This window comes from Pseudomonas sp. Pseusp3 (assembly GCF_047304225.1).
Classification (GTDB): Bacteria; Pseudomonadota; Gammaproteobacteria; order Pseudomonadales; family Pseudomonadaceae; genus Aquipseudomonas; species Aquipseudomonas fluorescens_CD.
In genome coordinates this window covers 42550-59652 of record NZ_JBGLYV010000022.1, presented here as the reverse complement: position 1 = coordinate 59652, position 17103 = coordinate 42550, and the positions used below count along the sequence as shown (strand labels likewise).

The window sequence follows — 17103 nt, the reverse complement described above, 5'->3', positions numbered from 1 at the left end:
CGTAAGCCAAAGGTAAATTGCCGGTAAAGGCGCTTTGCTTAAAACCCGCCAGTGCTTATCGTTCAGTCTCATGTAAAAAAGCCCACGCGCCCAATGGTTGGTCACTCAATGCAATCCTCCGCTTCCCGTAGTCCCCGTCGCTGGCTGTTCGGCCTGCTTGTCCTGTTGGTCATCGCCGCCTTGTGCTGGAAATTCTGGCCCGGCAGCGCTGCACCCAAGGAGGCAGCGGGGCAGAAAGCCGTCGCCGGGCATACCGGTCGATCGGGGGGGATGCGTCCGGGTTTCGGCGGGGCGTCCGGGCCGGTGCCGGTGCGAGTGGCTCCGGCAGTCACCGGTGACTTCCCGCTGTATTTCAAGGCGCTGGGCACGGTCACGGCGCTCAACACCATCAATGTCCGCAGCCGCGTCGGCGGTGAGTTGGTCAAGATCTATTTCGAAGAAGGGCAGATGGTCAAGGCTGGCGATCTGTTGGCGGAAATCGACCCGCGTCCTTACCAGAACGCCTTGCTTCAGGCCGAAGGCACCTTGCTGCAGAATCAGGCGCAGTTGAAAAACGCCCAGGTCGACGTCGAGCGCTATCGCGGCCTGTACCGCGAAGACAGTATTGCCAAACAGACCCTGGACACCGCCGAAGCACTGGTCGGTCAGTTCCAGGGCACGGTCAAGACCAATCAGGCAGCGGTCAACGACGCCAGGCTCAACCTCGAATTCACCAGGATCCGCGCACCGATCACCGGTCGCGTCGGCCTGCGTCAACTGGACGTCGGCAACCTGGTAGCCGCCAACGACACCACCGCATTGGCGATCATCACCCAGACCCAGCCGATCAGCGTGGCCTTCACCCTCCCGGAAAACAGCCTCGACACCGTGCTTGCCCGTTATCGCAGCGGCGCCAAATTGCCAGCTGAAGCCTGGGATCGCGGTGATACCAAATTACAGGCCACTGGCGTGCTGCAGAGCCTGGATAACCAGATCGACGTCACCACCGGCACCCTGAAATTCAAGGCCCGCTACGAGAACCGCGATCAGTCGCTATTCCCCAACCAGTTCGTCAACGTGCGCCTGTTGGCCGACACCCTAAAAGGCGTAGTGCTCGCGCCTTCCGCCGCGATCCAGTTCGGCACCAACGGCACGTTCGTCTATGCCCTGGACGGTGACAAGAAGGTCAAGATCCGTCAGTTGAAAGTCGGCGCCAGCGATGGCCTGAACACTGTGGTCACCGAAGGCCTGTCGGCGGGTGACCGGGTTGTTCTGGAAGGTACCGACCGCCTGAAGGACGGCAGTGACGTGGAGGTGGTCAACGACAGTCAGGATGTGCCGGCCACACCGACCGAAAACCTGCAAGGCAAGTCGGCGGCCGACGCGGCTGAGCCCGCGACCACTGACAAGGCGAAAAAGGGCGGCGCATGAATCTCTCGCGGCTGTTCATCCTTCGCCCGGTAGCCACCACGCTGAGCATGCTGGCCATTATTCTGGCCGGTGTGATCGCTTATCGGCTGCTGCCGGTTTCGGCGCTGCCTCAGGTCGATTACCCGACCATTCGTGTCATGACCCTGTATCCCGGCGCCAGTCCGGATGTCATGACCAGCGCGGTAACCGCGCCGCTTGAACGGCAGTTCGGGCAGATGCCCGGCCTGACGCAAATGGCCTCGACCAGTTCGGGCGGTGCCTCGGTGCTGACCCTGCGTTTCAGCCTCGACATCAACATGGACGTCGCCGAGCAACAGGTGCAAGCCGCGATCAACGCCGCCACCAACCTGTTGCCCAAGGACTTGCCGGCACCGCCGGTGTACAACAAGGTCAACCCGGCCGATACACCGGTGCTGACGCTGGCCATCACCTCCAGGACCATGCTGCTGCCCAAACTCAACGATCTGGTCGATACGCGCATGGCGCAGAAAATCGCGCAGATCAGCGGTGTCGGCATGGTCAGCATTGCCGGCGGCCAGCGCCAGGCCGTGCGGATCAAGGTCAACCCCGAGGCCCTGGCGGCCAACGGCTTGAACCTGTCGGATGTGCGCACGCTGATCGGCGCGTCCAACGTCAACCAGCCCAAAGGCAACTTCGACGGCCCGACCCGGGTCTCGATGCTCGATGCCAACGATCAGCTGACGTCGCCCAAGGACTACGCCAACCTGATTCTGGCCTACGCCAACGGCGCGCCGTTGCGGCTCAAGGACGTCGCGGAAATCGTCGACGGCGCCGAGAACGAGCGGCTCGCTGCGTGGGCCAACGAGAACCAGGCGGTACTGCTGAACATCCAGCGTCAGCCCGGCGCCAACGTGATCGAGGTGGTGGACCGGATCAAGGCCCTGCTGCCGAGCATCACCGATAACCTGCCGGCCGGCCTCGATGTGGTGGTGCTGACCGACCGTACCCAGACCATCCGCGCCTCGGTCAAGGACGTGCAGCACGAGTTGCTGATCGCCATCGCCCTGGTGGTCATGGTCACCTTCCTGTTCCTGCGTCGCGCCAGCGCCACGATCATTCCGTCGGTGGCCGTGCCGCTGTCGCTGATCGGTACGTTCGGCGTGATGTACCTGGCAGGGTTCTCGGTCAATAACCTGACCCTGATGGCCCTGACCATCGCCACCGGTTTCGTGGTGGACGATGCGATCGTCATGCTGGAGAACATTGCGCGTTATATCGAGGAGGGCGACAGTCCGCTGAACGCGGCGCTCAAGGGCGCCAAGCAGATCGGTTTCACCTTGATCTCCCTGACGTTGTCATTGATTGCGGTGCTGATCCCGCTGCTGTTCATGGCGGATGTGGTCGGGCGGTTGTTCCGCGAGTTCGCCATCACACTCGCGGTGGCAATCCTGATTTCCCTGGTGGTTTCCCTGACCCTGACGCCGATGATGTGCGCGCGGTTGCTCAAGCGTGAACCTGAAGAAGCCGAGCAGGGCCGTTTCTACCGTGCCAGCGGTGCGTTCATCGACTGGATGATCGCCGCCTACGGGCGCAAGTTGCAGTGGGTGCTCAAGCACCAGCCGCTGACCTTGATGGTGGCCGTTGGCACTTTGGTGCTGACGGTACTCCTGTACCTGGCGGTGCCCAAGGGGTTCTTCCCGGTGCAGGACACCGGCGTTATCCAGGGCATTTCCGAAGCCCCGCAATCGATTTCCTTCGCGGCCATGAGCGAGCGCCAGCAGGAACTGGCCAAGGTCATTCTGGCCGACCCGGCCGTCGAGAGCCTGTCCTCCTACATTGGCGTGGATGGCGACAATTCGACCCTCAACAGCGGTCGGTTGCTGATCAACCTCAAGTCGCACCACGACCGCGACCTGAGCGCAACGCAAGTGATTGCCCGCTTGCAACCGGAGCTGGACAAACTGGTGGGCATCCGCCTGTTCATGCAGCCGGTGCAGGACCTGACCATTGAAGACCGGGTCAGCCGCACGCAGTACCAGTTCAGCATGTCGTCGCCGGATTCGGAGTTGCTGAGCCTGTGGAGCGGGCGTCTGGTCGAAGCCTTGGCCGACCGGCCCGAACTGACCGACGTTGCCAGCGATTTGCAGGACAAGGGCTTGCAGGTCTATCTGGTGATCGACCGCGATGCGGCGTCGCGGGTCGGGGTGTCGGTGTCGAATATCACCGATGCCTTGTACGACGCCTTCGGCCAACGGCAGATATCCACCATCTACACCCAGGCCAGCCAGTACCGCGTGGTGCTGCAATCGCAGTCCGGCGAGAAGATCGGCCCGGATGCGTTGAACCAGATTCACGTCAAGACCACCGATGGCGGTCAGGTGCGGTTGTCCAGCCTGGCGCATATCGAGGAGCGCCAGGCGCAACTGGCGATCACCCACATCGGCCAGTTCCCGGCGGTGATGATGTCGTTCAACCTGGCACCCGGCGTGGCGCTGGGGCATGCGGTGCAGATCATCGAGCAGGTGCAGAGGGACATCGGCATGCCGATTGGCGTGCAGACCCAGTTCCAGGGCGCGGCGCAGGCGTTCCAGGCCTCGTTGTCGAGCACGCTTTTGCTGATTCTGGCGGCGGTGGTGACCATGTACATCGTGCTGGGGGTGCTCTATGAGAGCTACATCCACCCGATCACCATTCTGTCGACCTTGCCTTCGGCAGCGGTGGGCGCCTTGCTGGCGTTGATCCTGAGCGGCAATGACCTGGGCATGATCGCGATCATCGGCATCATTCTGCTGATCGGCATCGTGAAGAAGAACGCGATCATGATGATCGACTTCGCCCTCGACGCCGAGCGCAATCAGGGCATGGACCCGCAGACGGCGATCTACCAGGCGGCTTTGCTGCGTTTCCGGCCGATCCTGATGACCACCCTGGCAGCCTTGTTCGGTGCCGTGCCGTTGATGCTGGCCACCGGATCCGGCGCGGAACTGCGCCAGCCGCTGGGTCTGGTGATGGTCGGCGGCCTGTTGCTCAGCCAGGTTCTGACGCTGTTCACCACGCCTGTGATCTACCTGTACTTCGACCGTCTCGGTCGGCGCTTTGGCAAGACGGGCGCTCAGGAGACGGCGGTATGACGGCATGCATGATCTGTGGGAGCGGGCTTGCTCGCGAAGGCGTCCGGTCAGTCGACAGGGATGTTGAATGCAAGGCTCTCTTCGCGAGCAAGCCCGCTCCCACAGGGGGGCAGCAGGGCTCGTGGGTTGGTGCCGGGGGCAATCATCGATGAATCTTTCCGGACCTTTCATCAAGCGCCCGGTCGCGACCATGCTGCTGAGCCTGGCGATCATGTTGCTGGGCGGCGTGAGTTTCGGCCTGTTGCCCGTGTCGCCGTTGCCACAGATGGACTTTCCGGTGATCGTGGTCCAGGCCAGCCTGCCCGGGGCCAGCCCCGAGGTGATGGCGTCGACGGTGGCCACGCCGCTGGAACGCTCTTTCGGCGTCATCGCCGGGGTCAACACCATGAGCAGCCGTTCCAGCCAGGGTTCGACCCGGGTGATCCTGCAATTCGACCTGGACCGCGACATCAACGGCGCGGCGCGGGAAGTGCAGGCGGCCATCAACGCCTCGCGCAACCTGCTGCCGAGCGGGATGCGCAGCATGCCCACCTACAAGAAGGTCAACCCGTCCCAGGCGCCAATCATGGTGCTGTCGCTGACCTCGGATGTGCTGGAAAAGGGCCAGCTCTATGACCTGGCCTCGACGATTTTGTCCCAGAGCCTGTCCCAGGTGCAGGGCGTCGGCGAGGTGCAGATCGGCGGCAGTTCCCTGCCGGCAGTACGTATCGAGCTCGAACCGCAGTCGCTGAACCAGTACGGCGTGGCCCTGGACGATGTGCGCAACACCATCGCCAATGCCAATGTGCGCCGGCCCAAGGGCTCGGTGGAAGACGATCAACGACTGTGGCAGGTCCAGGCCAACGACCAGTTGGAAAAAGCCAAGGACTACGAATCGCTGATCATCCACTACAACGGCGGCGCGGCCCTGCGCCTGAAGGATGTGGCGAAGGTCAGCGATGGCGTCGAGGACCGCTACAACAGCGGTTTCTTCAACGACGATGCGGCCGTGCTGCTGGTGATCAACCGGCAGGCCGGCGCCAACATCATCGAGACGGTCAACGAGATCAAGGCTCAGTTGCCGGCGTTGCAGGCGGTGCTGCCGGCCAGCGTCAAGCTGAACCTGGCCATGGACCGCTCGCCCGTCATCAAGGCCACGCTGCACGAAGCGGAAATGACCCTGCTGATCGCCGTGGCGCTGGTGATTCTGGTGGTGTTCCTGTTCCTCGGTAACTTCCGCGCCTCGTTGATCCCGACCCTGGCTGTGCCGGTGTCGCTGGTCGGCACCTTTGCGGTGATGTACCTCTACGGGTTTTCGCTGAACAACCTGTCGCTGATGGCGCTGATTCTGGCCACCGGGCTGGTGGTGGACGATGCCATCGTGGTGCTGGAGAACATCTCCCGGCACATCGACAAAGGCGTACGACCGATGAGGGCCGCGTACCTCGGTGCCCAGGAAGTCGGTTTTACCTTGTTGTCGATGAACGTATCGCTGGTGGCGGTGTTCCTGTCGATCCTGTTCATGGGCGGGATCATTGAAAGCCTGTTCCGCGAATTCTCCATCACCCTGGCGGCGGCCATCGTGGTCTCGCTGCTGGTCTCGCTGACCCTGACCCCGATGCTCTGCGCACGCTGGCTCAAGCCACATACGCCCGGGCAAGAGAACCGCCTGCAACGCTGGAGCCAGCGAAGCAACGACTGGATGGTCGGCAAATACGCCACCAGCCTCGACTGGGTGCTGCGCCACAAGCGTCTGACCTTGCTCAGTCTATTCGTGACAATTGGTGTGAACATTGCGCTGTATATTGTTGTTCCTAAAACGTTTTTACCGCAACAAGATACCGGCCAACTGATCGGTTTCGTGCGCGGCGACGACGGCCTGTCGTTCAGTGTGATGCAGCCGAAGATGGAGATTTTCCGCCGGGCCGTGTTGAAGGATGAGGCGGTAGAAAGCGTCGCCGGGTTCATCGGCGGCACCAACGGCACCAACAACGCCTTCATGCTGGTGCGCCTGAAGCCGATCAAGGAACGCAACATTTCCGCGCAGAAAGTCATCGAACGCCTGCGCAAGGAAATGCCCAAGGTCCCCGGTGCACAACTGATGCTCATGGCGGACCAGGACCTGCAATTCGGTGGCGGTCGTGAACAGACCACCTCGCAATACTCGTACATCCTGCAAAGCGGGGATCTCGGGGCGTTGCGCGAGTGGTATCCGAAAGTCGTCACCGCGCTCAGGGCCTTGCCGGAGCTGACGGCGATCGATGCACGGGAAGGCCGGGGCGCCCGGCAGGTGACCCTGATCGTCGACCGTGACCAGGCCAAGCGCCTCGGTGTCGACATGGAGATGGTCACGGCGGTGCTGAACAACGCCTACAGCCAGCGGCAGATTTCGACCATCTACGACAGCCTCAACCAGTATCAGGTGGTGATGGAGGTCAACCCGAAGTACGCCCAGGACCCGATCACCCTCAAGCAGGTCCAGGTGATCACCGCTGACGGCGCGCGGATCCCGCTGTCGACCATCGCGCATTACGAGAACAGTCTGGAAAACGACCGGGTCAGCCATGAAGGCCAGTTTGCTTCGGAAAGCATTGCCTTCGACATGGCCGAAGGCGTGACCGTGGAGCAGGGCGGTGCCGCCATCGAGCGGGCGATTGCCAAGGTCGGCCTGCCGGAAGACGTGATCGCGAAAATGGCCGGCACCGCCGACGCTTTCGCAGCGACTCAGAAAAGTCAGCCGTGGATGATTCTGGGGGCGCTGGTGGCGGTGTATCTGGTGCTGGGTGTGCTGTACGAAAGCTACATTCATCCGCTGACCATCCTGTCCACGTTGCCGTCGGCCGGGGTCGGCGCGTTGCTGTCGATCTATGCGCTGGGCGGCGAGTTCAGCCTGATTTCCTTGCTCGGGCTGTTTCTGTTGATCGGCGTGGTGAAGAAAAACGCCATTTTGATGATTGACCTGGCGTTGCAACTGGAGCGTCAACAGGGCATGGCGCCGCTGGAGTCGATTCGCAACGCCTGCCTGCAACGTTTGCGACCTATCCTGATGACCACCCTGGCGGCGATCCTCGGTGCCTTGCCGTTGTTGCTGAGCCGCGCCGAAGGGGCGGAAATGCGCCAGCCGCTGGGCCTGACCATCATTGGCGGGCTGATCTTCAGCCAGGTGCTGACGCTTTACACCACCCCGGTGGTTTACCTCTATCTCGACAAACTGCGCCATCGCTTCAATAAATGGCGTGGGGTGCGTACCGATGCCGCTCTGGAAACTCCGCTATGACTGAACGTTCGCTTTTCAACCTGGCTGCACCGCTGATCACGGCCCGGGGCTCGCGTCTGTTGAGCCTGTCACTGTGTGTGGCGATGCTCAGTGCCTGCGCCATCGGCCCGGATTACCAGCGCCCGCAAACCGCTGAGCCGGCGCAGTACAAGGCTGCAGAGGGCTGGCGCCAGGCCAACCCGAGCGATGCCCTGGCGCGCGGCGCGTGGTGGGAGTTGTATGGCGACCGGCAGCTCAATGACCTGATCGAAAAACTCAACAGTTCCAACCAGACCGTCGCCCAGTCCGAAGCGCAGTACCGGCAGGCCCAGGCCTTGGTACGCAGCGCTCGCGGGGCGTTTTTCCCGACGGTCGACCTGAACGTCAGCAAGAACCGTTCAAGCCAGGGCACCGGCAGCAGCAGCTCCAGTCTGAGCAGTTCATCCAGCGGTATTCGCAACACCTACTCGGCGCAGGTGGGTGTCAGTTGGGAGGCCGATGTATGGGGCAAGCTGCGCCGCGGCCTCGAAGCCGATACCGCGAATGCCCAGGCCAGCTTTGCCGATCTGGCGGCGATGCGCCTGAGCCAGCAGTCGGAACTGGTGCAGAACTACCTGCAATTGCGCGTGATCGATGGCCAGAAGCGCCTGCTCCAGGACACGGTCGAGGCTTATCAGCGATCGCTGAAGATGACCGAGAACCAGTACCGTGCCGGCGTATCCGGCAAGGACGCGGTGGCCCAGGCCCAGACGCAGCTCAAGAGCACCGAAGCGGATATGGTCGACCTGATCTGGCAACGCGCCCAGTTCGAGAACGCCATCGCCGTGTTGATCGGCTTGCCGCCAGCGGAGTTCAGCCTGGCGGAAAGCCAGGACATTCCGCAGTTGCCGCAAGTACCGCCAGCGCTGCCTTCGCAGTTGCTGGAGCGTCGCCCGGACATCGCTTCCGCCGAGCGCTCGGTGATGGCCGCCAATGCCAACATCGGTGTGGCCAAGGCCGCCTATTACCCTGACCTGACATTGAACATGAACGGAGGTTACAGCAGCAGTACCTATGCCAACTGGATCAGCCTGCCGAACCGTTTCTGGTCGGTTGGGCCGCAGTTGGCCATGACCCTGTTCGACGGCGGACAGCGCTCGGCAGAGGTCGACCGCAGTGAGGCGGCCTATGACGAAACGGTGGCCAAGTACCGCCAGACCGTGCTGGATGGATTCCGCGAAGTGGAAAACTTCCTGGTGCAGCTCAAGGTGCTTCAGGACGAAGCCGTGGTGCGCCAACAGGCACTGGACGCCGCCCGTGAATCGCTGCGCCTGACCCAGAACCAGTACAAGGCCGGTTTGATCGCATACATCGATGTGGTGGTGACCCAGGCGGCGGCGCTGAGCAATGAGCGCAGCAACCTGGACCTGTTGCAAAGCCGCCTGATTGCCAGCGTGCAATTGATTGCCGCGTTGGGGGGTGGTTGGGACGGGCAGCTTCAGGTGAGCGATAGCCAGTAGCGTCGTCGTTGAACGCTGCAATCCCTGTAGGAGCTGGCTTGCCAGCGAAGGCAGTGTGTCAGGCGACAACAATGCTGGACCTGATGACCTCTTCGCTGGCAAGCCAGCTCCTACAGGGTTTTTCGCTCGATTAGAGTTAATGTTTAACCTTAAAACAAGCGTTTCATCGGGCTGATGGCCTTTTGCTAATTTTGTGAGTGCGTTCTCAATCGGAATCAGTACAATCGCCGCATTTGCCCCCCAGCGAGAATCAATACCATTAAAGGGGGCATTCGCGAGAAGTCCCCATGCTCATCGGTAGCTATTCCCCCACCCTGGTCATCATTTCCCTCTGCGTAGCGATTCTCGCCTCATACACCGCACTCGACCTGACCGGACGCATTGCCACGGCCAAAGGCCGCGCCGTGCATTTGTGGACCGCAGGCGGGGCCGTTGCCATGGGCATCGGCATCTGGTCGATGCACTTTATCGGCATGCTCGCGTTCAAGTTGCCGATCGACCTGGGGTACGACGGCGCGATCACCCTGTTGTCGCTGCTGATCGGAGTACTCTCCAGTGGTTTTGCGCTGTGGCTGGTCAGCCAACCGCAATTGCCGGCCTGGCAACTGGCCTTTGGCGCGTTGGTCATGGGCGCCGGCATCAGCGCGATGCACTACACCGGCATGGCCGCCATGCGCATGCAACCGGGCATCGACTACGATCCGACGCTATTTGGCGCCTCGCTTCTGATCGCGGTCGGTGCATCGGGCGCGGCATTGTGGATCGCATTCCATTTGCGCCAGCACACGCCTTATGTCCGACTGATCCGTGGCGGGGCCGCCGTGATCATGGGTGTCGCCATCGTCGGCATGCACTACACCGGGATGGCCGCCGCACGCTTTGCCGATGGCAGTTTTTGCGGGGCGGCAGTCAATGGCCTGACCGGCAATGGCCTGGACAACCTGGTGCTGGTCACCACGCTGGCGGTGCTGAGCATTGCCTTGCTGACCTCGATCCTCGATGCTCGCCTGGAAGCCCGCACCGCGAGCCTGGCGCAGTCGCTGACGGAGGCCAACCGGGAACTGACCCAACTGGCCCTGCACGACACCCTGACCGGGTTGCCGAACCGGATGCTGCTCGCCGATCGAATCGATCAGGCGATGTCGCGAGTCCGGGAAGAGGGTGGCTGCTTTGCCCTGATGTTCATCGATCTGGACGGCTTCAAACCGGTCAACGATGCCTTTGGCCACCACATGGGTGATCTGCTGTTGCGCGAAGTGGCCCAGCGCCTGCGCGAAGACTTGCGCAGCCAGGACACCCTGGCGCGGATCGGCGGCGACGAGTTCGTGTTGCTGGTGCAATTGAGCGAGCAGATCGACGCCCTGAACCTCGCGGCCCGTCAGGTTGGGTTGATTGCGGGTGTGTTCCGGGTTGCCGAACATGATTTGCACATTTCAGCCAGCGTCGGCATTGCGCTCTACCCGGGTAACGGGCAGTCCGCCGACGAATTGCTGATGAACGCCGACGCGGCGATGTATCACGCCAAGGGGGCGGGCAAAAACGGCTACAGCTTTTTCGATGTCTCGATGAACAGCAATGCCCGCAAACAGCTGCAATTGCTGCAGGACTTGCGCAACGCCGTGGAACATCAGGAGTTCAGCCTGCATTACCAGCCCAAGTTCGACGCTGCCAATGGCCGGCCGGTGGGCGCCGAAGCCTTGCTGCGCTGGGAGCATCCGACGCACGGGATGCTGTTGCCGGACAAATTCATCGAGCTGGCGGAAAAGACCGGGCTGATCATTCCGATCGGCGAGTGGGTGCTCAATGAAGCGTGCCGGCAGATGCGCGAGTGGTACGTGCTGGGCTACACCGATTGGCGCATCGCGGTGAACCTATCGGCCATTCAGTTCTGTCATTCCGGGCTGGTCCAGAGTGTCGCCAAGGCCCTGGCGACTCATCATTTGCCGGCCAATAGCCTGACCCTGGAAATCACTGAAACCACCGCCATGAGTGATGCCGATGCGAGCATGACGGTGCTTCAGGAGCTGTCGGAAATGGGCGTCGACCTGTCCATCGACGATTTTGGCACTGGCTATTCGAGCCTGATGTACCTCAAGCGCCTGCCGGCCAACGAGCTGAAGATCGACCGCGGTTTTGTCCGCGACCTGGAGCGCGACAGCGATGACGCCGCCATCGTTTCGGCCATCGTGGCCCTTGGCCAGGCGCTGGGGCTGCGCATCGTCGCTGAAGGTGTGGAGACGGGTGTGCAGCAGGATTTCCTGACGCAACTCGGTTGCGATTCGTTGCAGGGTTACCTGCTGGGGCATCCGCTGCCGGCTGCAGGTTTCATGGTGGAAATCCATCGCGGGGAGCAATTGGTCGAGCAGTTGAAAGCCGGTGCCGAGCGCCAGATGTCGTTGACATGACAGCTGATGTGTAGCCATGCAAAAACCGCCAATGGCGGTTATTCTTGCCCCGACCGCTTAAGCTTTGAATTGGGGGAAAGCTCGCATGGACAAAGTCATCGTCATCACTGGCGGCAGCCGCGGCATTGGTGCCGCCACCGCCCTGTTGGCCGCCGCGCAGGGCTATCGGATCTGCATCAACTACCAGGCTGATGAACAGGCTGCACTCGGCGTGCTGGAGCAAGTCCGCGCCCTCGGTGCGCAAGCCATTGCAGTTCGGGCCGACGTCAGCATCGAAGACGAAGTCATCGCGCTGTTCAATCGGGTAGACAGTGAACTGGGCCGGGTCACCGCGCTGGTGAACAACGCCGGCACCGTCGGACAAAAGTCCCGGGTCGACGAAATGTCCGAGTTCCGCATTCTCAAAATCATGAAAACCAACGTTCTGGCGCCGATCCTCTGTGCCAAGCACGCGATCCTGCGCATGTCGCCCAAACATGGCGGGCAGGGCGGCAGCATCGTCAACGTGTCCTCGGTGGCCGCGCGTCTGGGCTCACCCAACGAGTATGTCGACTACGCCGCCTCCAAAGGCGCGCTGGACACCTTCACCATCGGCCTGTCCAAGGAAGTGGCGGGCGAGGGGATTCGCGTCAACGCCGTGCGCCCCGGCTACATCCATACCGATTTCCATGCCTTGAGCGGTGACCCGGATCGGGTCAGCAAACTGGAATCGGCGATTCCGATGGCGCGGGGCGGGCGGCCGGATGAAGTGGCGGAGGCGATTGTGTGGTTGCTGTCGGACAAGGCTTCTTATGCGACGGGGACGTTTGTCGATCTAGGTGGTGGGCGTTGACCTGAGGTTTGCGTTGTCGGTTCTGGCCTCTTCGCGAGCAAGCCCGCTCCCACATGGACAATGCAATACCTGTGGGAGCGGGCTTGCTCGCGAAGGCAATAGTGCAGGCAACATCCAACTATCAAAACGACCGCACAATCCGCCCCAACGTCTCCATCGCCTTTTCCGCAGCCTCATCCCACGGGCTGCCGTAATTCAACCGAATACAATTCCGGAACCGCTGCGCCGGGGAAAAGATCGGCCCCGGTGCAATGCTGATGCCTTGCGCCAGTGCCATCTGAAACAACTTCAGCGAATCCATCTGCTCCGGCAATTCCAGCCATAAATAGTACCCGCCTGCCGGCTGGCTGACCCGTGTCTGTGCCGGGAAATACCGGGCTATGGCGGCGAGCATGGCGCTTTGCTGGTCTTCCAGCGCGTGACGCGGTTTGCGCAGAAGCCGGTCGTAGCTCCCGTGTTACAGGTAGTCGGCAATAGCTCCATCGATCGGGACGTTTGTTGATTCAGGCGGTGGGCGCTTATCCCCGAGAGCAGTCAACAGTTGTTCCCACGTGGTGGGAACAACTGTTGACTGCCGTTCGTTTTACAACTTGTAGATGGTGATGTTGTCGAATTTTGCTCTTCCTACACCATCTGGGTACGTGCCGTTTACTAGAATATGTAGCTTGTTCAGGTCTGGTTTCTCAGCCTTCAAGGTTTTTTTACATGCAATCCATTTTCCAGTAGTTACTTTTTCGTTAGGGATTTCATTTTGCCCGAATAGCCATACATTTAGACTTGGATTTTTTATATCGCTGGAAATGAATAGCTTAAATGTGATTTCATATGTGCCTGCAAAATCCTGGTCATATTGTTTGGTGATTTGAAGATTTTGCTGCGCCGGAAACAAAAGATTAGTAATGAAAAAATTGGAGCCCTCGGACTCAAGTACTTTGTTGCCTTGCGCAAACGACCATCCATTGTACTGTTCGTCCTGAAAGTCGGTTTTGTCAATTAGTGTCTTGCGTGCTTTGCTCATTTTTTAGCCCCTGATTGTAACTGGCTGAGATGCAGAACTAGTTATGCTAACTTGACGTTAAGTTGTAGCGTTCTGAGTGTCGTCATCAGTAAATAATCAAAAAGCCAGTGCGTCTACTGTCATATATGACAGGTTTGGCTGTCATTCGTCTGGTTCAACATCTGTTGAAACTTGATCCCCAACTAAACTCATCAAAACGACCGCACAATCCGCCCCAACGTCTCCATCGCCTTCTCTGAGTCTTCAGTCCACGGGCTCCCGTAGTTCAACCGAATACAATTCCTGAACCGCTGCGCCGGGGAAAAGATCGGCCCCGGAGCGATGCTGATGCCTTGTGCCAGAGCCATCTGAAACAACTTCAGCGAATCCATCTGCTCCGGCAATTCCAGCCATAAGAAATACCCGCCCGCTGGCTGGCTTACCCGCGTTTGTGCCGGGAAATACCGGGCGATGGCGGCGAGCATGGCACTCTGTTGGTCTTCCAGCGCGTGGCGCAGTTTGCGCAGGTGCCGGTCGTAGCCCCCGTGTTGCAGGTAATCGGCGATTGCCGCCTGTGCCGGCATCGACGCGCACAGCGAGGTCATGAGTTTCAGCCGTTCGATTTTCTGCGCATAACGCCCGGCGGCGACCCAGCCAATGCGGTAACCGGGGGCCAGGCTCTTGGCGAACGAGCCGCAATGCATCACCAGGCCTTCGGTATCAAAGGCCTTGGCTGGCTTCGGAGCTTGTTGACCGTAATAGAGCTCAGCGTAGACATCATCTTCGATCAGCGGCACTTGATGGCGGCGCAGCAGTTCCACCAACTGCTGTTTCTTTGCCTCGGGCATGGTTGCGCCCATGGGGTTCTGGAAGCTGGTCATGCACCAGCAGGCCTTGATCGAGTGGCGCTCCAGGGTTTGTTCGAGCACGCCCAAGTCGATGCCATCGCGCGGGTGCACGGGGATTTCCACGGCTTTGAGCTTCAGCCGTTCAAGCACTTGCAGGCAGGCATAGAACGCCGGGGCTTCGATGGCCACCAGATCGCCAGGCTCCGTCACCGCTTGCAGACACAGGTTGAGGGCTTCCAGCGCGCCGTTGGTGATCAGCAGTTCTTCCATGGGCAGCATCAGCCCGCCGACCATGTAGCGCAGGGCGATTTGCCGACGCAGCTGCGGGTTGCCCGGCGACATGTCGGTGACGACCATGCGAGGGTCCATTTCGCGGCTGGCGCTGGCCAGGGAGCGCGACAGGCGTTGCAGGGGAAACAGTGTCGGGCTGGGGAACGCCGAGCCGAAGGGCACGGTGTTCGGGTCCTTGATCGAGTCGAGTACCGAGAACACCAGTTCGCTGACGTCGACTTCGGTGGACTCGTTGACCTGATTGCTGATCTCCGGTTCGGAAAACGGCCGTGGTGCATGGGCATTGACGAAGTAGCCGGAGCGCGGACGGGCGCGGATCAGCCCGCGACGTTCCAGCAGGTAGTAGGCCTGGAACACCGTCGACGGGCTGACACCGTAGGTCTGGCTGGCGTAGCGCACCGACGGCACACGCTGGCCCGGGCCGAGGACGCCGGTGCGGATCAGTTCTGCAATGTCGTCGGCGAATTTTTCGTAGCGTTTCATCGTTAGCCCGGATTGGTGTCATTCAGAAAAAACGAGGTGACTTCTTCGCGAGCAAGTCGAATCGTCGCACCGCCGCTCCCACATTGGATTTGTGAACACTGGAGATCCAATGTGGGAGCGGGCTTGCTCGCGAATGGCGCACCGCAGTCTAAAGCCTTAACGATTCATCGGCGCAACAAACCGGCTCTTCGCCACGCTGTAGACATCAGGCTCATCGCTGTCGACCACCTTGAAGCCAAGGCTCTGCGAACTGCTGGCCGGACGCTCCGTGAGCATCACCACCGACACCGGCACATCGACGATCTCGCCCGCTGCCAGGCTCAACCCGTTCTTGCCCTGCAACTCGAAACCGTCGGCATCGACCAGTTGCAATTGATAGTCCTGACGCTGCTGGGTCTTGTTGATCACCTTCAGACTGTAGATGTTTTCGATCTGCCCCTGGCTGTTCTCGCGGAACAGACCGCGGTCCTTGCTGACGTCGAGCGACACCATCGGCCGCTCCACCAGCGCCACCACCAGCGCGGCGATCATTACCACAAGCACGGCGGTGTAGCCGATCAGGCGCGGGCGTAGCAGGTGTGTCTTGCCACCCTGCAACTGGTGCTCGGAGGTATAGCTGATCAACCCTCGGGCGTAGCCCATCTTGTCCATGATCGAGTCGCAGGCGTCGATGCAGGCGGCGCAACCGATGCACTCCATCTGCAAGCCATCGCGAATGTCGATGCCGGTCGGGCAGACCTGTACGCACAGCTGGCAATCGATGCAATCGCCCAGGCCGACTTCGGCGGGCTTGACCTCGCGTTTGCGCGGGCCACGGTTTTCGCCTCGGGCCACGTCGTAGGAAATGGTCAGGGTGTCCTTGTCGAACATCACGCTCTGGAACCGTGCGTAGGGGCACATGTGCATGCACACCGCTTCACGCAGCCAGCCGGCATTGATGTACGTGGCGCCGGTAAAGAACAGCACCCAGAACAGGCTGACACCGCTCATTTGAAAGGTCAGCAGCTCTTCGGCCAACGGCCTGATCGGCGTGAAGTAGCCGACGAAGGTCAGGCCGGTCAGCAGGCTGATGGCCAGCCACAAGGTGTGCTTGGCCGCTCGACGCATCAGTTTGTTCAGGCCCCAGGGCGCGGCTTGCAACTTGATCCGCTGGTTGCGTTCGCCCTCGGTGATCTTCTCGCACCACATGAAGATCCAGGTCCACGAACTTTGCGGGCAGGTGTAGCCGCACCAGACCCGCCCCGCGAACACGGTGATCGCAAACAGACCGAACGCGGCAATGATCAACAGCGCCGACAGCAAGATGAAATCCTGTGGCCAGAAGGTCGCACCGAAGATGTGGAATTTACTTTCGGAAAGATCCCAGAGCACCGCCTGGCGACCGCCCCAGTTCAACCACACGGTGCCGAAGAACAGCAAAAACAGAAAACCCGCGCCGCTGATGCGCAGGTTGCGGAACAGCCCTGTGAAGCTACGGGTGTGGATCAGGTTGTCGCTGGTTTTGGCCTTCGTCTTTGGACGCGAAGGCTCGAATGTTTCTACGGTTCGGACGGGGATTCTCTCGCTCATGGTCTTTCGCTCATCAGCCTCCATCAGGCATGAGCACTATGAGCGGTGATCTGTTTGCATAACAGACTCAGGTATTGGATTAAAAAGCGGATCAGATGAAGGTGTTTGCCCGGCCTGCGACAACTTGAAGCACCTGCCGCAGCCGGGCCCGAGGGCCTGACAGAAACAGCGACGACAGGTGTTGATCAATCCCGGTCAAATCACCGAATCACTGTTGGTGGCCTTCAAGTGCCGGCGTCCATCCACCGCGCCTGCGACGGTCACGTCGGGACACAGACGAATCTGTTCGCCATTGGCGGTGGTGAAAAAGCAGGTCTGGTTCTTGATGCGCAGGTCATGGCGGAATCCTTTTTCAGTGGAAACTTAAGTTTCAGGCCGCAATCGCCGGTCATCGTTCTGTGTAACTGATTAATGGTCACGGAAGGGCTGGGGCGGGGCGATC

The 17103-nt window shown here is 60.7% G+C and carries 10 protein-coding genes and 1 pseudogene; 7 read left to right on the top strand and 4 right to left on the bottom strand.

The window, feature by feature from the left end; all coding sequences use genetic code 11:
- Nucleotides 1–93: 93 nt before the first annotated feature.
- The 6 genes from ACCD00_RS10180 to ACCD00_RS10155 all read left to right on the top strand — a co-directional run bounded on the left by ACCD00_RS10180 (nucleotide 94) and on the right by ACCD00_RS10155 (nucleotide 12473).
- The gene (locus ACCD00_RS10180) at nucleotides 94–1410 is read left to right on the top strand and encodes an MdtA/MuxA family multidrug efflux RND transporter periplasmic adaptor subunit (protein ID WP_413424106.1); all 1317 of its coding nucleotides are present in this window, start codon (nucleotides 94–96) and stop codon (nucleotides 1408–1410) included.
- Nucleotides 1407–4502 carry an MdtB/MuxB family multidrug efflux RND transporter permease subunit gene (locus tag ACCD00_RS10175; protein ID WP_413424104.1) on the top strand — a complete coding sequence of 1032 codons (3096 nt, stop codon included), beginning with the start codon at nucleotides 1407–1409 and terminating at the stop codon, nucleotides 4500–4502. Before ACCD00_RS10180 ends, ACCD00_RS10175 begins: the two co-directional genes overlap by 4 nt.
- Nucleotides 4503–4650: 148 nt before the next feature.
- Nucleotides 4651–7758, top strand: coding sequence for an efflux RND transporter permease subunit (locus ACCD00_RS10170; RefSeq protein WP_413424102.1), 3108 nt, complete (start codon nucleotides 4651–4653; stop codon nucleotides 7756–7758).
- Nucleotides 7755–9236, top strand: coding sequence for an efflux transporter outer membrane subunit (locus tag ACCD00_RS10165; RefSeq protein WP_413424100.1), 1482 nt, complete (start codon nucleotides 7755–7757; stop codon nucleotides 9234–9236). Before ACCD00_RS10170 ends, ACCD00_RS10165 begins: the two co-directional genes overlap by 4 nt.
- Before the next feature lie 287 nt (nucleotides 9237–9523).
- Entirely contained in the window at nucleotides 9524–11641 is a 2118-nt protein-coding gene (locus ACCD00_RS10160) for a putative bifunctional diguanylate cyclase/phosphodiesterase (RefSeq protein ID WP_413424098.1), read from the top strand.
- An 85-nt stretch (nucleotides 11642–11726) separates the two neighbouring features.
- Nucleotides 11727–12473, top strand: coding sequence for an SDR family oxidoreductase (locus ACCD00_RS10155; RefSeq protein WP_057397634.1), 747 nt, complete (start codon nucleotides 11727–11729; stop codon nucleotides 12471–12473).
- Between the two features lie 121 nt (nucleotides 12474–12594).
- Here the strand turns inward: ACCD00_RS10155 and ACCD00_RS10150 are convergent.
- From ACCD00_RS10150 to ccoG, 4 genes and pseudogenes are all read right to left on the bottom strand, one after another.
- Nucleotides 12595–12957: pseudogene (locus ACCD00_RS10150) on the bottom strand (PLP-dependent aminotransferase family protein); the annotation flags it as partial.
- Between the two features lie 99 nt (nucleotides 12958–13056).
- The gene (locus ACCD00_RS10145) at nucleotides 13057–13491 is read right to left on the bottom strand and encodes a hypothetical protein (RefSeq protein ID WP_413424096.1); all 435 of its coding nucleotides are present in this window, start codon (nucleotides 13489–13491) and stop codon (nucleotides 13057–13059) included.
- Nucleotides 13492–13682: 191 nt separating this feature from the next.
- Nucleotides 13683–15092 carry a GntR family transcriptional regulator MpaR gene (gene mapR, locus ACCD00_RS10140; RefSeq protein ID WP_413424094.1) on the bottom strand — a complete coding sequence of 470 codons (1410 nt, stop codon included), beginning with the start codon at nucleotides 15090–15092 and terminating at the stop codon, nucleotides 13683–13685.
- Nucleotides 15093–15248: 156 nt separating this feature from the next.
- Nucleotides 15249–16661, bottom strand: coding sequence for a cytochrome c oxidase accessory protein CcoG (gene ccoG, locus ACCD00_RS10135; protein WP_413424092.1), 1413 nt, complete (start codon nucleotides 16659–16661; stop codon nucleotides 15249–15251).
- A gap of 228 nt (nucleotides 16662–16889) precedes the next feature.
- Here ccoG and ACCD00_RS10130 point away from each other — a divergent pair, with 228 nt between their 5' ends.
- Nucleotides 16890–17069, top strand: coding sequence for a hypothetical protein (locus ACCD00_RS10130; protein WP_413424090.1), 180 nt, complete (start codon nucleotides 16890–16892; stop codon nucleotides 17067–17069).
- The last annotated feature ends 34 nt before the right edge of the window (nucleotides 17070–17103 follow it).

Excerpts from the sequence above, each read along its gene's own strand:
- ACCD00_RS10180 (WP_413424106.1), top strand. The coding sequence starts at position 94 with ATGGTTGGTCACTCAATGCAATCCTCCGCTTCCCGTAGTCCCCGTCGC.
- ACCD00_RS10175 (WP_413424104.1), top strand. The coding sequence starts at position 1,407 with ATGAATCTCTCGCGGCTGTTCATCCTTCGCCCGGTAGCCACCACGCTG.
- ACCD00_RS10170 (WP_413424102.1), top strand. The coding sequence starts at position 4,651 with ATGAATCTTTCCGGACCTTTCATCAAGCGCCCGGTCGCGACCATGCTG.
- ACCD00_RS10165 (WP_413424100.1), top strand. The coding sequence starts at position 7,755 with ATGACTGAACGTTCGCTTTTCAACCTGGCTGCACCGCTGATCACGGCC.
- ACCD00_RS10160 (WP_413424098.1), top strand. The coding sequence starts at position 9,524 with ATGCTCATCGGTAGCTATTCCCCCACCCTGGTCATCATTTCCCTCTGC.
- ACCD00_RS10155 (WP_057397634.1), top strand. The coding sequence starts at position 11,727 with ATGGACAAAGTCATCGTCATCACTGGCGGCAGCCGCGGCATTGGTGCC.
- ACCD00_RS10145 (WP_413424096.1), bottom strand. The coding sequence starts at position 13,491 with ATGAGCAAAGCACGCAAGACACTAATTGACAAAACCGACTTTCAGGAC.
- mapR (WP_413424094.1), bottom strand. The coding sequence starts at position 15,092 with ATGAAACGCTACGAAAAATTCGCCGACGACATTGCAGAACTGATCCGC.
- ccoG (WP_413424092.1), bottom strand. The coding sequence starts at position 16,661 with ATGAGCGAGAGAATCCCCGTCCGAACCGTAGAAACATTCGAGCCTTCG.